The sequence below is a fragment of the Paenibacillus sp. H1-7 genome (assembly GCF_022354825.1).
In the GTDB taxonomy this organism is placed as follows: domain Bacteria; phylum Bacillota; class Bacilli; order Paenibacillales; family NBRC-103111; genus Paenibacillus_S.
In genome coordinates this window covers 5,889,570-5,904,162 of sequence record NZ_CP031168.1, presented here as the reverse complement: position 1 = coordinate 5,904,162, position 14,593 = coordinate 5,889,570, and the positions used below count along the sequence as shown (strand labels likewise).

Below are 14,593 nucleotides of genomic sequence, written 5' to 3'. Positions count from 1 at the left end.
TAGGTTGATCATGGGGGAACAAACGAATCCGATAATCTACGTTGCTTCCGATTCTGCGGGAGAGACGGGGGAGGCTGTGGTTCGCGCGGCCATGGTGCAGTTTTATCCTCAGCCGGTGGATATGCGCATCGTTCCTTTTTTGGAGGACAGGGCGGGAATCGACAGACTCATCCAAACGGCGAAGCAAAGGGACGGAATCATCGTATTTACGCTCGTCATCCCGGAGCTGCGCGATTATTTGGTCGAGCAGGCGATTCGCAGCCAGCTGCAATACATTGATTTGCTTGGGCCGATCATAGGCTCGCTTGAGAAGAAGCTGCAGCAGGAGTCGCGCCATCAGCCGGGCATGATACATCCGCTGGATGAAGATTATTTCAAGAAGGTCGAAGCGGTCGAATTTGCGGTGAAGTATGATGACGGAAGAGATTTCAACGGCGTGCTGCAAGCCGATATCGTGCTGGTCGGTGTATCGCGAACGTCGAAAACCCCGTTGTCCATGTATTTGGCCCACAAAAAGTTCAAGGTCGCCAATGTTCCGCTGGTGCCGGAAATTCAGCCGCCGGAACAGCTGTTCACCGTATCGAACAAGAAAATCATCGGGCTTCGCATTACTCCGGAGAAGCTGAACGTGATCCGTTCGGAGCGACTGAAAATGCTCGGCTTGCCTCAGGATGCAATGTACGCAAATGTCGAAAGAATCAATATGGAGCTCGCATTTGCCGACAAAATCATGAAAAGGCTGGGCTGCCGAATCATTGATGTGTCAAACAAGGCTGTCGAAGAAACGGCGAGTTTGATCATCGAATTGCTCCAAAGCCGATAAACGGTTTTTTCCCGATGGGGAGCAGGATTTTTTATTTCTTCATCGTATATAATATTACGGTGGTACTTAAGTACGAATTCGATAGGACTTGAATTATGACTCATAAAATCATTGTGGATGCCGACGCTTGTCCGGTAAAGTCGGAAATCGTCAAAGCTGCGGCGCAGTTTCATGTCGATGTGGTAATGGTTGCTTCCTTCGATCATCGCTTGTCTCCGATGGACGGCGTGCAGATTGTTCAAGTCGATCGTTCCGATCAATCGGTCGATCTGTATATTGCAAACCGGATAGCTCCCGGAGATATTCTGGTGACGCAGGATTTCGGGCTTGCGGCTCTTGCTCTCGGCAAGAAAGCCATCGCTCTCTCCAACCGCGGCCAGCAATACAGCGACAGGACAATCGATTTTTTGCTGGACCGGAGGCACGAGCAGGCGAAGCAGCGGCGCGGAGGCAAGCATTCCAAAGGGCCGAAACCGTTTACCGACGAGGATCGACATTTTTTTCTACATTCTTTGACAAAACTTTTGAGATCCTTGCAGGAGATTGCGGAGAGGTAGCGAATAGTAATACGTGTTAATGGAATTGAAGGTGGATAGGATGAGTAACGGACGCATTCCTGAAGAAATCATTGAGGCGGTCCTGAAGCATCATGATATTGTAGATGTCGTCGGCCGCTATGTGCATCTAAGCAAGCAGGGCCACTACATGAAAGGGCTTTGCCCTTTTCATTCGGAGAGAACGCCATCTTTCACCGTCACACCTGAAAAGCAAATCTATCATTGCTTCGGCTGCGGAGCCGGAGGCGGCGTTATTCAGTTTTTGATGGCGATGGAAGGATACACCTTCGCGGAAGCGATCAGTCAAATGGCCAAAGACGCCAATCTGGATATCGGAATCGACCCGAGGTCGGATCGCCGTTCCGAGCAAAACCCGGAGAAGACGAAGCTCCTCGAAGCTTACGAGCTTGCCGGCAAATTATATCAATATATATTGAAGAATACCGAGCAGGGCAAGCAGGCTTTGCAGTATTTACGATCACGGGGTTTGAACGACAAGCTTATCGAAACGTTCGGCATCGGCTACGCTCCTACCCAATGGGATACGTTGACCCAGCTGCTCGAACGGAGGCAATTTCCTTTACCTTTAATGGAAAAAGGCGGACTCATCTCTTCCAGGCAGGACGGCCAAGGTTATTTCGACAAGTTCCGCGACCGGATCCTGTTTCCGATTTATGATTGGAAGGGTCAGCTGATAGCATTTGGCGGCAGGGCGATGGGAGATGTGCAGCCGAAATATTTGAACAGCCCGGAATCCATGCTGTTTTACAAAAGCCGAAGCTTGTATAATATCCATTTATCCAGGCCTCATATCCGCAAATACCGGCAATTGGTGCTGTTCGAAGGATATGTAGACGTCATCAAGGCTTGGGAAGCGGGGGTTACGACAGGCGTTGCCACCATGGGAACGGCTTTGACGGAAGAGCACGCAGAGGTCATCCGCAAGCAAGCCGATCAGGTTATCGTCGCCTATGACGGCGATTCCGCGGGTCAGGCCGCAGCCTACAAGAGCATTCCGATTCTCGAAAAAGCGGGCTGCGTTGTCAAGATTGCGATGATCCCGAACGGGCAAGATCCTGACGAGTATATTACAAGTAACGGTTCTGAACGATTCGTACGGGAAGTGATTGAAGCTGCCGTACCGTCGATCAAATATAAACTTCTTTATTTTCGCAAAAATTTCAAACTGCAAGAGGATGGAGAAAAGCTTCGGTACATCCAGCAAGCGCTCAAAATTATTGCCGATATTCCTTCACCAATCGAAAGAGAGCACTACGTTAGAGAGCTGTCATCCGAATTTCGTTATTCCTATGAAGCGGCGCTTCAAACTTTGAATGAAATTAGACTCCAAGCGGAAAAAAACAACAGGTTCGGGGATAATAAAGACAAAGCGTGGAATAATGTTATGAATGACGGAACACCTCGAGAGCGAAGTCCTTCCTTATCTTTAGCTTATCATAATGCTGAACGCCAGCTCCTGGCCATCATGATGTACGACCGGGAAGTAACACAGCAGGTGGAGCGGGAGCTGGGGGACCAGTTTAACGTAGATGCGCACGCGGCTCTGGCTGCTTATTTGTACGCTTATTTTGCACAAGGCTTCGAGCCGAACGCAAGCAGCTTTATTGCTATGCTTCAAGAAGCCGAGCTGGAAAGCTTGGCGAGTTCTATTGCGATGATGGGCAATTCTCACGGGGTCAACGATCAAGTCATCGACGATTACATCCGGGAAATAAAAAAATATCCGCAGCAGCAGCTAATTGAGCGAAAAAGAGAAGAAATGATTTCCGCAGAACGTTCAGGGGATATCATACGGGCTGCACAAATAGGCATTGAGATTATTTCCCTAGAAAAGCAATTGAAATCATCCTAGTTCCATAACGGGGGATGACTCTAGGGAGGAGGGAGTTGGATTATGGCGAACGATCAACGTACGGAGATAGAGACTGAGTTGACGTTAGAGCAAGTCAAGGAGCAGCTGATTGAGCAGGGCAAGAAGCGTTCCTCTTTAACCTACAAAGATATTATGGAGAAGCTGGCTCCGTTTGATCAGGATCCTGAACAGATCGATGAGTTTTTCGAGCAGCTCTCGGAAATGGGCATTGATGTAGGCAATGAATCGGACGAAGATAATGATATGAATCCGGATCAGGATCAGGACGATTTTCATTTTGACGATGATTTGTCCCTTCCGCCTGGGATCAAGATCAATGACCCGGTTCGTATGTATTTGAAAGAAATCGGCCGCGTGCCTTTGCTATCGGCAGAGGATGAGATCGGTCTCGCGAAACGGATCGAGCTCGGAGACGAAGAGGCCAAACGCCGCTTGGCAGAAGCTAACCTGCGCCTTGTCGTAAGTATTGCAAAGCGCTATGTGGGCCGTGGCATGCTTTTCCTCGATTTGATTCAGGAAGGCAACATGGGCTTGATTAAAGCGGTTGAGAAATTCGACCACGACAAAGGCTTCAAGTTCAGTACGTATGCAACCTGGTGGATTCGTCAGGCTATTACTCGCGCTATTGCCGACCAAGCCCGGACGATCCGGATTCCGGTTCATATGGTGGAAACGATCAACAAGCTGATCCGCGTATCGCGTCAATTGCTTCAGGAGCTCGGTCGCGAACCGATGCCGGAAGAAATTGCGAAAGAAATGGATTTAAGCGTGGAAAAGGTTCGGGAAATTATGAAAATCGCGCAGGAGCCGGTATCGTTGGAAACTCCGATCGGGGAAGAGGACGATTCGCATCTGGGAGATTTCATCGAGGATCAGGAAGCGCTCGCTCCTGCCGATGCCGCGGCATACGAGCTGTTGAAGGAACAGCTAGAGGATGTATTGGATACATTGACCGAGCGTGAAGAAAATGTACTTCGGCTTCGTTTCGGGCTGGACGACGGACGTACCCGCACCTTGGAGGAAGTGGGCAAGGTGTTCGGCGTAACCCGCGAACGGATTCGTCAAATCGAAGCAAAAGCATTGCGCAAGCTGAGACATCCTAGCCGAAGCAAGCGTCTCAAAGATTTTCTTGAATAAAGCAACTCACCTATTCGACCTTTCTGCGCTCGTTGCAGTCAGGTCTAATTTTTTGTTTCACCTCAACCGATAAAAGGAACATGCCAAGAATGAATTTCAAAGGATTGAAGAGGTGGAACGATACTGATGGATGAAAATCGTAAAATCATCATTCGCGAAATAGAGCGCTGGCGCAAAAGCAAGCTGCTGCCCGAGCATTACTGCGATTTTTTATTAAATCTTTATTTAGAGGAAGGCACCGGTAAGCCTTCGGCCGGATTTATGGGCATCACGCCGGTTGTTATAAAAAACAGTAATTGGAAAATATGGATGCTGATCTTCGTCATCATAGCGGCTATTTCTTTAACTGCTCTTAATTTTACCGCTTTTGAATTGCCAATGCAAATTGGCGTTTCTTTGCTCTTCTTATTTATTTGCTATGCGTTAGGGAGCATACAAAATAAAAAGGAGCCGGTTCGTGCGCAAATTTTGTTCGGTATGGCATCTTTATTTCTGCTCTTTATAGGCGTATACTTGCTGCGAATTCACCAAGTCGATGCGCCCGTATGGTTCGTAGGCTATGTTGTGCTCTGCAGCCTGGTATGGCTGTTAACCGGTCTGTTGGCCCGGCTGCTGCTATTCCAGCTAAGCGGCTGGGTCGTGCTTGTGTTTTGCTACGGATGGCTGCTGCATTTCCAGCTGGATACGATCAACTGGCTGACGCTGGAGCTCAGCTGGGTTCCGCTGTGCTTATTGTTCGGATGGCTGGGATGGATGCTGCACGAGAAAACGAAGCAAATAGCAACCGTATTCCTTATGCTGAGCTGCATCGTTTGGTTTATGCCTGAATTGTATGGTATGCTTTATGCCGAACAGTATGGAGAGCAAACCGTACAGCTGGCGTTAATCGGGAAATTGTTTACCGAAGCCGGATTGTTATTCGCATTTAGAAAAAAATGGACAGAGTGGGTTGCGTAAATTATGATACGATTGTCAAAACGACTTGAAATGATAGCGAACCAAGTGCCTGAAGGCAGCAGGGTTGCCGATATCGGCTCCGATCATGCGCTGCTTCCAACGTATTTGGCGCAGAAGGGACGCATCGCGAAAGGCATTGCGGGCGAGGTAAACCCCGGCCCTTACCAGGCTGCGTCGAGACAAATTCGCGAAGCGCGTTTGACGGATACGATAGATGTCCGGTTAGGCAACGGACTTGAAGTCATCTCGGCCGGCGAGGTCGACGTTATTACGATTGCCGGTATGGGCGGAGCATTGATAGCAAGCATTCTTGAGGCCGGCAAGGAGAAGCTCCCGGGAGTAAGCCGGCTGGTGCTTCAACCGAATGTAGGCGAGGCGATGGTCCGTCAATGGCTGCTGGACCACCAGTGGGTGCTTGCTGAGGAAATGATTCTTGAAGAAGACGGCAAAATTTATGAAATTTTGACGGCAGTCCCGTCCGGGCTTGCCTCGACATCTAACGATGAAATCTACAGGGATCGAACGCTTGCCGGGGAAATGCCCGTCCAGCGCGATTGGCTTTTGAAAATGGGACCGTATTTGCTGCAAGACCCGACTCCGGTCTGGTTCGCCAAATGGGATCTGGAATACGGCAAGCTGGAGATGATTCGCGGACAGCTGGCTCTGTCGGAACAACCGGAGGCCAAGCAGAAGCAGCGGGAAATCGAAGAGGAAATGAAAACGATCAGGGAGGTATTGGCTTGTTTGCAAAAGGACAAAGCATCATCCAACTGATGGAAGAACTGGCGCCCAAGCATTATGCCGTCGCCGACGATAAAATCGGGCTGCAGCTCGGAACATTGAATAAAGAAGTGCTGAATGTGCTGGTTGCGTTGGACGTGACCGAAGAAGTCGTGGACGAAGCGATCCGTCTTCAGGCAAACCTCATCATAGCTCATCATGCCATCATCTATAGGCCTTTATCGCATCTGCAGACGGACACGCCGGCAGGCAGGCTGTACGAGAAGCTGATCAAGCATGACATCGCGGTCTATATCGCGCATACGAATCTTGACGTAGCCGAAGGCGGCGTTAATGATATGATGGCCGAGGCTCTGGGCCTGAGTGGGCTGTCGCCGCTTGAGGATATTCATACGGACAGGCTGAAGAAGCTGGTCGTCTTCATTCCTGAGGACCACCTGGATAAAGTGCGGCAAGCGCTGTTTCAAGCGGGTGCAGGCTGGATCGGCCAATACAGCCATTGCAGCTTCAATATTGAAGGTACGGGAACGTTTGTTCCTGAATCGGGCAGCGAGCCGTTTATCGGCAAGCAGGGCAAGCTGGAGCAGGTAAAAGAGGTGCGGCTCGAAACGATTATCCCGCAGAGCATCGAACGCAAAGCGATTCAGGCTATGCTGAAAGCCCATCCGTATGAAGAAGTGGCGTACGACTTATATCAGCTTGACTTGAAGGGTCGCAGCTTCGGCTTGGGCCGTGTAGGCAAGCTGGATGAGGCTGTAACGCTCCAGGAGCTGTGCGAGCGCGTGAAGCAAGCCTATGACGTTCCCGTCGTAAGGCTTGTAGGCGATCCCGGCAAAGCAGTGCGTAAAATCGCCGTGCTGGGGGGATCGGGAAGCCGCTACGTGCGGCATGCGCTATTTGCCGGCGCCGATGTGCTGATTACCGGCGACATCGATTATCACACGGCCCAAGACGCTTTGGCTGCTGGGCTTACGATCATTGATCCGGGCCATAATGTTGAGAAAATCTTGAAGCAGGGAGTCGCGGACTACTTGCGGCGCAAGCTTCAGGAGAAAAAGTCCGATACTCAAGTCATTGCATCGCAAATTGATACGGAGCCGTTCCGTTTTGTTTAAAGCTTTCGGCCGCCGATTGTACACTATTTAGCAAAAAGTCGATGATTTGGCGGCATTGGCAGTAACGTGAAGGTTGTTTTTTGTTTCGATTCGCTGTATACTAGCAAATGCACATCAGGAAAGCTTGACAGACAATCGCTGGTGAGAAATCACGAGAGGAAAGTCCGGGCTCCGCAGGGCGGGATGCTGGATAACGTCCAGTCAGCGCGAGCTGAAGGCTAGTGCCACAGAAATGGACCGCCGATGGCTTAAGGGTTATCCTTTAAGCACAGGTAAGGGTGGAACCGTGGTGTAAGAGACCACGAGGACCTATGGTGACATAGGTCCTGGTAAACCCCATTTGGAGCAAGACCTAGTGGAACGCAAGTCTCTTCGCGAGACAGTCCTTGCCCGGGACGCGTTCGGGTTGGTCGCTTGAGCTGTTCAGCAATGTTCAGCCTAGATAGATGATTGTCGCTTCAACGGTGGGAGGGTGGTACCCGTTATGACCACTGGAAGTACAGAACCCGGCTTACGGCAAGCTTTCCTGGAACCGAAGAAAAACCGCCCTTTAACAAGGCGGTTTTTGTGCTGTTATGGTCTTCCTCTTAGCCGATCGAGCAATCTTTGCGTCCATGACACAGAAGGCGGATTGCTTTCCGTTCCGGCTGCTGAAGGATTTTGCAGTGCTTGCGGATTTTTGCTGGCTTCCGCTTTTTTCAGAGCGGCTACGACGTCGATCAGACCATAGCCGAAATACTTATCTTTACCTGCGGGTCCGACATCCTGAGCGGTATCGCGCATAATTTGCATAACCTCGGTGTTTTTAAGATTCGGGTTCACCGAGCGGATAAGAGCGGCCAACGCCGTAACATGCGGACTGGCCATCGAAGTGCCGGACAAAGCCGCATATTGGTTATGCGGGTAGGTGCTGGCGATGCTGACTCCAGGCGCCGCAACATCGATATAATCGCCGAAGTTGGAGAAGGATGCTTTATTCTTGTTGGCATCGGCGGCACCTACGGCAAACACTTCCGGATAAGCGGCGGGATAGCCCGGCGTTTCCGTATTGTCGTTGCCGCTTGCTGCAATCAGAACGACATCGTGATCGAAAGCATATTGAATCGCATCGTGGAGGAAGCTTGCATCCGCATAGTTGCCAAGACTCATATTGATTACCTTGGCTCCGTTATCGGTCGCCCATATGATGCCTTGCGCTACGGAATAGGTGCTGCCTGCGCCGGTCTGGTCCAATACCTTGATCGGCATAATGCGGTTGTACCAGCTCATGCCGGCTACACCCAAATTGTTGTTGACGATGGCGCCTACGACTCCGGCAACGTGGGTTCCGTGACCGACATCGTCCAGCGGTGGAGAATCGGAATTGACGACGTTAAAGCCGCTTACGAGCTGGTCCTTCAAGTCAGGATGGTTGAGATCGACTCCGGTATCGACAATAGCGACTTTAATATCCTGAGAGCCTTTGGTTATCGACCAGCCGGGCACGGTTTCGATAATCGGCAAGTTCCACTGGTAACGCTGATACAGCGAATCGTTAGGCTTAACGCTATTCTGGTCCTGATTTTGCGAAGCGGCCTGAGCGCGCTCCGTATCCGTCGCTGCGTCAACGCCCTCGCTATTGGTTAAATACAAAAAGTGAGGCTCCGCGTAAACGACGTTCCACTTTTGAAAATAATTCATCAGCTGCTTAGCTTCCATTTGCCCGGATTCGAATACGTAGGTATACCCAATCTTCCGGTAATGGGTAGAGCCGATTTCCGATTGGATTTTAGCCAAATCCGCAGGCGAAGGGTCCTGCTTGAACCGGACTACCACCTGATTCACATGATAATGGCTTGTCCCTTCGTTTTCCTCAGGATGGTCCACTTTGACATCCTTCAGCGTTTTGGAATCGACCGATTCGATTTTGTAACGATTGTCGCTTGGATAAGTGACAATACGCAGGTTTTTTAGCTGATGATCCTCGACCTGCTTCAAAATGGTTTGCTTTACAACGCCTAGGGCAGCGATATCGGAATCGTTGGACGGTACGCCGATGACGAAATGGGTAGAGCCGTTATACTGAAACGGTGCGGATTGATAGCTTTGGCCTTTATCCGTATGTTCTTTGGCCAGCTTCAGCTCCTTTTGGACATGAGCGCCGGTGGCCGGGTCCTTGAAGTCCACGGAGCCGGACTGGATTCCCTCATCTACGGACTGAGTCTTCGTAGCAAGAATCAGCTTCTCCATATGAGGGTGCTCCTTCTGAAGCTCTTGCAGGCCGCTCAGCTTAGCTTCCGCAGGCTGCTGCTTCACCTGGTTCAATATCCGTTGAAGCTCCAGACTGCATTGCGTCCGGCACAAATGGTCCGTAAGCTGCATGTCCTGCGACAGCGTAGTTTGCTTAACCTTCAGCTCTTCGGCTGGCGTAAGGCTTGCAATACGCGGCGCTCCTTCGTTGCGAGGAAAGAGGAGTGCGCCGAAAGCAAGCAGTAGCGCGAAAGACAAGGCATATTTCCACATGGATAGGACTCCTTTACCTTCTGGTTTACCTTTAGTAATCTCCGCAACGAGATTTTCTTACAACCGGAAATCATCCCCTCGGTTTTTTGCCGATAGTCCTTTTAGCTATTACTTTTACAAACATTTTGTGGTACGATGGACTAAGATATCATTTCTTAACCGATGTTTTGTTTTAAATACAGGAGGTCTTGAATTTATGGCGACGTTTAATGTCAAAAATGTGTGTGAAACTACAAAAACCAAATTGAGCGATGCGATCGCTAAACTGGAAACTTTTCTAAACGAACATTCCTTGCAGCAGCTGAATTCCGAAATGGATTCCACGATGGAGGAATTTTATAAGGGGTATTTGTCCGACACTCGGCACTTGCTTGTATTTTGCGAGGTAGCTTACGAGAAGCTCGGCGTCAGCTTGCGTCGTCCTACATTCAATGTTGAGTATGCTGAAAAAGTGCTTTACGAAGTATACCACAGCTGCGTCAACAGCTTCTTTTATCCGAAAAACGAGTGCTATTCCGAAGACGGACGGTATGCCTACACAGGACAAGACGCCATCCGATTCCGTAAAAAACCGAACCGCGCCGTTCGCGATTTGACGATTGAGCTGTCCAAAATTTTCGAAGCGCTCCGCGAAGAGCTGTCTTATTACGAAACCGACTATATTACGCAAAAACGTATGCAAGGCGAACGCGTATAATCATAACAACATGGAAATACTTACTAAAAGAGATGCTGACGCGCATCTCTTTTTGTTTAAACGAAAGGAGTGGTCCTACGGGCTATGACCGAAACGATCACAGTCCATGAGCTGGCTAAAATAAGCCGGCAATTGATTTTATGGAATCAGCACCCTGCGGGAAGCTATGTCGCTTGCCCTTTATTTTCCCATTACGGATTCAGCTGGCTTAGAGACGGCAGCTTTATTGCATATGCTATGGATATAGCGGGAGAGAAAGACAGCGCCGGACGTTTCTACGAATGGGTTCGTCGCGTGCTGGACCGGCAGAGGGACCGGGTGGAGCAGCTGCTGCACAAGCATGCGAATGGCGAGACGATTGCTCAGCATGAGTTTTTACATACAAGATACCATCTCGACGGCAGAGACGACGACCACTCGGAATGGGGACATTTCCAGCTGGATGGATATGGCGCATGGTTATGGGGCGTTGCCGAGCATTGGAAGAGAACCGGCATTGATGAGCTGCCGGAATCGTTTCGTTCCAGCGTTGAGCTGACGATCCGCTATTTGTGCGCGTTCTGGAAGCAGCCGAATTTCGATTGCTGGGAGGAGCGCAACGATCAAATTCATCCGTCGACACTGGCCTGCATCTATGGAGGGCTTTCTTCGATCCATCGGTTTGTGCATATGCCGGAAATCGCTGATGTTGTGAATGATATCCGCTTATTTCTTCTGAAGCATTGCATCCATCCGGAAAAAAAATACTTCGTCAAGAGCATCCGTCCTGCGGCGGATTCAAATAGCTATGATATCGGCTTTGAGGGTGTAGACGCGAGTTTAATGTGGCTCGCTCAGCCGTTTCAAGTATTCGGAGTTGATCATGCCATCATGAATGCTACATTGGCCGAGCTTGAAGCCCGATTGAAAAGCGCCGATGGCGGCGTTCGACGATATGTCGGGGATGAATACTACGGCGGCGGAGAGTGGATATTGCTAACCGCATGGTATGGATGGATCGATTATAGCGCCGGCCAATATGAGCAAGCAGCCGAGTCGCTCCAGTGGATTGCCCGTCAAGCCGATGCATGGGGAAGGCTTCCAGAGCAGGTGTTCCATTCTCTGGCTTCGAAGGATACTTACGAGCAATGGGTGCATAGATGGGGAACTCCAGCTACGCCATTGCTTTGGTCTCATGCGATGTATCTTGTGCTATATTCCCAGCTTTACGGCTAGTATAACATCACCCTGTTTCCGGGCACTCCTAAGTAAGGGGTGATGATGATGCCAGATGTGAAATGCAGCGTTGCCAACTGTACTTATTGGGCGGAAGGCAATAATTGTGCAGCCAAGTCCATCATGATCGAGATCGACAAGCATGCCAATGCCGATCTGAATTCCGAATTTGCTGAAGATTTCGAAGGCCATCAGGACCAGGCGACAAGTGTGCGCAACACCTGTTGTCATACGTTCAAGGCCAAGAAATAACCATCAGCCTGATTCGGGAGGATTATCACATGAGCGATAAGGAGAAACGCGAGACCTCTTCCGGCAAGCAGCGATATTCCTTCGAGCAATTGCATAAAGAGTCGGGCATGAACGACAAAGAGGAATACGCGGCGGATATGTCGGCTGCGTACGGCGGACCGCTCCAAGCACCGGTAGAAGTGTCCGAAACGAATGAGAGAAGCATGGAAAATGCAAGGGGAGGCACTGCTGCAAACAGCCGTTGGCTGGGTTATACGGCGCTGGCCTTAGCCATTTTGTCCATGTTCATGCTTCCGGCAATTCTGGGCAGCGGGGCCATGTTGATTGGCGCCATTGCATTCGGTTTGGGAAGCCGCGCTTTAGGAGTATGGTCTGTTATTCTTGGTCTTATTTCGTTGGCGGGTTACTTTCTGCTTGTCCCGCTTTATTCGTAACGGTATGTCTATGAAACGACGGGAAGCAGGCCTTCAGGCCTGTTTCCTGCTTTTTAAGGCAATTTATGCAAAAAATAGCTGGATGGCAGGTCCAAAACAGTGTACAATGAATGGGTGAATCTTTGAACAGGGAGAGTCCGACTTGATGAACATTCAGCCGAGTACAATCAAGGAGCTGCTTCAGCTGCAGCTGCTGAACCAATTGAGCCTGTTATCTTCTTCCGACTCCCCGGCGGGAAGCGAAGAGGATTCCCCATTTTCGGATATATTGAACAGCTTCTTGTCCGCCGCAACAGTACCTAACAAGATGACCTCTGGTGCTGACACTGCGGCGATCGACGGCAAACTTGGTGCCAAAGCGCCCTTAAGGCCGGGCTATGTTCCGGATTTGGCATGGGGCACAAGCATGAATCCGTTATACGGATCCCGAGACAGCTTCGCGGCTGACGCTTTGAATCCGCTGATAGATCAGGCAAGCCGGCGTTACGGAGTGCAATCGAGTTTGGTGAAAGCGGTTATCGACGCTGAATCGTCCTTTAACCCGAATGCGGTTTCCCGGGCAGGTGCCAAAGGATTAATGCAGCTCATGGATGGAACGAGCAGAGGGCTGGGAGTCAGCAATCCGTTGGATCCCGAGCAGAACGTCCACGGCGGAACGCAGTACTTATCCGGCTTATTGCGCAAGTATAACGGCAATCGTGCCGTTGCTCTCGCCGCTTACAACGCGGGTCCGGGGCGCATAGACCGGTTGGGCATAACGACGGATCAAGAGCTGATGTCGAAGCTGCACCTGCTGCCGTCCGAAACGCAAGATTACGTAAGCAAAGTGATGAGGCTTCAACGGCAGTACGAGGCTTGATTGAACAGGCATGACCGAGACCTTCTGTAAGCGTCCCGATTTCGGGATGTAGCTTAAGAAAGGTCTTATTTTTACCACAATAGAATTGATATGATTCGAAATTCGGATGCAGACATTCTATTTGGCGATAAAAACAACCTCTAAACGCGGCCGTTCCTCTGTGAAAGGTCTCGGTAGAGGTTTTTCTCAATGTTTTTTCAGCCATAACCCTGGTTAAGCAGCAAAAAAAGGAGGAGATGAACTTGATTTATCTGGATTATGCAGCTACGACGCCTCCTTACGAAGAAGTGGCCGAGACGATGATACAGGTGATGAAACAGCATTTCGGCAACCCTTCGTCACTGCATCGCGTCGGCGTGGAAGCCGAGCAGCTCGTTCGTCAGGCACGAACGGTCATTGCGAAATGTTTGCAGGTTCGGCCTGAAGAAATCCGGTTTACCTCCGGCGGCACGGAAAGCAACAATATGGCTATTCAAGGCGCAGCGCGCCAATACCGCCATAGAGGAAATCATTTGGTTACGACGGTCATTGAGCATGCGTCGGTGTATGAAACGTTCTGCGAGCTGGAGCGGGAGGGATTCCGGGTGACGTATTTGCCTGTCGACGAGACGGGCTGCGTAAAGCTGGAGGAGCTCAAGCAAGCGGTATCCGACGAGACGATTCTGGTGAGCGTTATGGCGGTAAATAATGAAATGGGACGTATTCAGCCGATTGAGGAGATCGGAGCGATATTGAAATCGCATCCGAAGACGCTGTTTCATGTCGATGCCGTTCAGGCGGTCGGCAAGCTGCCACTGGACCCGGTGAGGGACCGGATCGATCTGCTGTCCTGCTCGGCGCATAAGCTGCGCGGCCCGAAAGGGGTAGGCTTTTTGTATTGCCGGCAAGGTTTGGAGCTTCATCCTCTCGTCTTCGGAGGCGGGCAAGAATCGGGATTGCGTTCCGGTACCGAGAACGTCCCGGCTATCGTCGGAATGGCCAAAGCCGTACGCATCGCCTTTGAGCAGCGGCGGCAGTTTGCAGAGCATACCGCTCGGCTGCGCGAGCGTTTCGTCGAGGGGATCCGCGCCATCCCGGAGCTGACGCTTAACGGATCGGAGCATGCGGAACATATGGCGCCGCACATTGTTCATTTTTCATTCCCGGGTATGAAGTCGGAAGTTCTTGTTCATGCTTTAGAACAGCACGATATGTACGTTTCGACCCGATCGGCATGTTCCTCGGGAGCCAATCTGCCAAGCCGGGTGCTCCATGAGATGGGGTATGACGATGAAAGGGCCGCGAACGGGATTCGAATCAGTTATTCTTTAAGTCAGAGCCTGGAAGATGCGGAACGGTTCTGTACCGCGTTGCAAGCCGTAGTGGAGCAATTGAAGCCGGCGATGAAGGCACAGCATAAACGGAGGTAGC

At 50.6% G+C, this 14,593-nt stretch carries 14 protein-coding genes and 1 other RNA gene; 14 read left to right on the top strand and 1 reads right to left on the bottom strand.

The features are described from left to right. Positions 1-10: 10 nt before the first annotated feature. From DVH26_RS26070 to rnpB, 8 genes are all read left to right on the top strand, one after another. On the top strand, positions 11-823 hold the full coding sequence (locus DVH26_RS26070; protein WP_239627029.1) for a pyruvate, water dikinase regulatory protein: 813 nt from the start codon (positions 11-13) through the stop codon (positions 821-823). Positions 824-918: 95 nt separating this feature from the next. Beyond that, on the top strand, positions 919-1,380 hold the full coding sequence (locus DVH26_RS26065; protein WP_239627026.1) for a YaiI/YqxD family protein: 462 nt from the start codon (positions 919-921) through the stop codon (positions 1,378-1,380). Positions 1,381-1,420: 40 nt separating this feature from the next. Beyond that, a complete protein-coding gene (dnaG, locus tag DVH26_RS26060) occupies positions 1,421-3,253 on the top strand; it encodes a DNA primase (RefSeq protein WP_239627025.1) in 1,833 nt (610 codons plus the stop codon). A gap of 42 nt (positions 3,254-3,295) precedes the next feature. After that, positions 3,296-4,411 (top strand): RNA polymerase sigma factor RpoD, encoded by a 1,116-nt coding sequence (gene rpoD / locus DVH26_RS26055; RefSeq protein ID WP_239627024.1) that lies wholly within the window; start codon positions 3,296-3,298, stop codon positions 4,409-4,411. A 126-nt stretch (positions 4,412-4,537) separates the two neighbouring features. Next, the gene (locus DVH26_RS26050) at positions 4,538-5,368 is read left to right on the top strand and encodes a hypothetical protein (RefSeq protein ID WP_239627023.1); all 831 of its coding nucleotides are present in this window, start codon (positions 4,538-4,540) and stop codon (positions 5,366-5,368) included. A gap of 3 nt (positions 5,369-5,371) precedes the next feature. Continuing rightward, the gene (locus DVH26_RS26045) at positions 5,372-6,142 is read left to right on the top strand and encodes a tRNA (adenine(22)-N(1))-methyltransferase (RefSeq protein WP_239627022.1); all 771 of its coding nucleotides are present in this window, start codon (positions 5,372-5,374) and stop codon (positions 6,140-6,142) included. Beyond that, positions 6,109-7,224, top strand: coding sequence for a Nif3-like dinuclear metal center hexameric protein (locus DVH26_RS26040; protein ID WP_239627021.1), 1,116 nt, complete (start codon positions 6,109-6,111; stop codon positions 7,222-7,224). The genes DVH26_RS26045 and DVH26_RS26040 overlap by 34 nt, the downstream gene beginning before the upstream one ends. A gap of 119 nt (positions 7,225-7,343) precedes the next feature. Then, an RNA gene (rnpB, locus tag DVH26_RS26035) (RNase P RNA component class A) lies at positions 7,344-7,753 on the top strand. Positions 7,754-7,797: 44 nt separating this feature from the next. On the opposite strand, the gene DVH26_RS26030 is transcribed toward rnpB, so the two are convergent. Then, positions 7,798-9,726, bottom strand: coding sequence for a S8 family peptidase (locus DVH26_RS26030; RefSeq protein WP_239627019.1), 1,929 nt, complete (start codon positions 9,724-9,726; stop codon positions 7,798-7,800). Between the two features lie 196 nt (positions 9,727-9,922). Between DVH26_RS26030 and DVH26_RS26025 the strand changes: the two genes are divergently transcribed. The 6 genes from DVH26_RS26025 (at position 9,923) to DVH26_RS26000 (ending at position 14,592) form a co-directional block, all read left to right on the top strand. Then, positions 9,923-10,423, top strand: coding sequence for a YpuI family protein (locus DVH26_RS26025; RefSeq protein ID WP_239627017.1), 501 nt, complete (start codon positions 9,923-9,925; stop codon positions 10,421-10,423). Between the two features lie 84 nt (positions 10,424-10,507). Then, on the top strand, positions 10,508-11,638 hold the full coding sequence (locus tag DVH26_RS26020) for a glycoside hydrolase family 15 protein (protein ID WP_239627015.1): 1,131 nt from the start codon (positions 10,508-10,510) through the stop codon (positions 11,636-11,638). A 48-nt stretch (positions 11,639-11,686) separates the two neighbouring features. Beyond that, the gene (locus DVH26_RS26015; protein ID WP_239627014.1) at positions 11,687-11,890 is read left to right on the top strand and encodes a DUF1540 domain-containing protein; all 204 of its coding nucleotides are present in this window, start codon (positions 11,687-11,689) and stop codon (positions 11,888-11,890) included. A 29-nt stretch (positions 11,891-11,919) separates the two neighbouring features. Further along, complete coding sequence (locus DVH26_RS26010) at positions 11,920-12,324, top strand: SoxR reducing system RseC family protein (RefSeq protein ID WP_239627013.1); 405 nt, start codon at positions 11,920-11,922, stop codon at positions 12,322-12,324. Between the two features lie 145 nt (positions 12,325-12,469). Beyond that, positions 12,470-13,183 (top strand): lytic transglycosylase domain-containing protein, encoded by a 714-nt coding sequence (locus DVH26_RS26005; protein WP_239627012.1) that lies wholly within the window; start codon positions 12,470-12,472, stop codon positions 13,181-13,183. Positions 13,184-13,425: 242 nt separating this feature from the next. Then, positions 13,426-14,592 (top strand): cysteine desulfurase family protein, encoded by a 1,167-nt coding sequence (locus DVH26_RS26000; protein WP_481857546.1) that lies wholly within the window; start codon positions 13,426-13,428, stop codon positions 14,590-14,592. Position 14,593 lies beyond the last annotated feature (1 nt).

Bases quoted from the DNA above. Each gene is read 5' to 3' on its own strand.
- DVH26_RS26030 (WP_239627019.1), bottom strand. From the start codon at position 9,726: ATGTGGAAATATGCCTTGTCTTTCGCGCTACTGCTTGCTTTCGGCGCA.
- DVH26_RS26045 (WP_239627022.1), top strand. From the start codon at position 5,372: ATGATACGATTGTCAAAACGACTTGAAATGATAGCGAACCAAGTGCCT.
- rpoD (WP_239627024.1), top strand. From the start codon at position 3,296: ATGGCGAACGATCAACGTACGGAGATAGAGACTGAGTTGACGTTAGAG.
- dnaG (WP_239627025.1), top strand. From the start codon at position 1,421: ATGAGTAACGGACGCATTCCTGAAGAAATCATTGAGGCGGTCCTGAAG.
- DVH26_RS26050 (WP_239627023.1), top strand. From the start codon at position 4,538: ATGGATGAAAATCGTAAAATCATCATTCGCGAAATAGAGCGCTGGCGC.
- DVH26_RS26070 (WP_239627029.1), top strand. From the start codon at position 11: ATGGGGGAACAAACGAATCCGATAATCTACGTTGCTTCCGATTCTGCG.
- DVH26_RS26005 (WP_239627012.1), top strand. From the start codon at position 12,470: ATGAACATTCAGCCGAGTACAATCAAGGAGCTGCTTCAGCTGCAGCTG.
- DVH26_RS26010 (WP_239627013.1), top strand. From the start codon at position 11,920: ATGAGCGATAAGGAGAAACGCGAGACCTCTTCCGGCAAGCAGCGATAT.
- DVH26_RS26025 (WP_239627017.1), top strand. From the start codon at position 9,923: ATGGCGACGTTTAATGTCAAAAATGTGTGTGAAACTACAAAAACCAAA.
- DVH26_RS26015 (WP_239627014.1), top strand. From the start codon at position 11,687: ATGCCAGATGTGAAATGCAGCGTTGCCAACTGTACTTATTGGGCGGAA.
- DVH26_RS26020 (WP_239627015.1), top strand. From the start codon at position 10,508: ATGACCGAAACGATCACAGTCCATGAGCTGGCTAAAATAAGCCGGCAA.
- DVH26_RS26065 (WP_239627026.1), top strand. From the start codon at position 919: ATGACTCATAAAATCATTGTGGATGCCGACGCTTGTCCGGTAAAGTCG.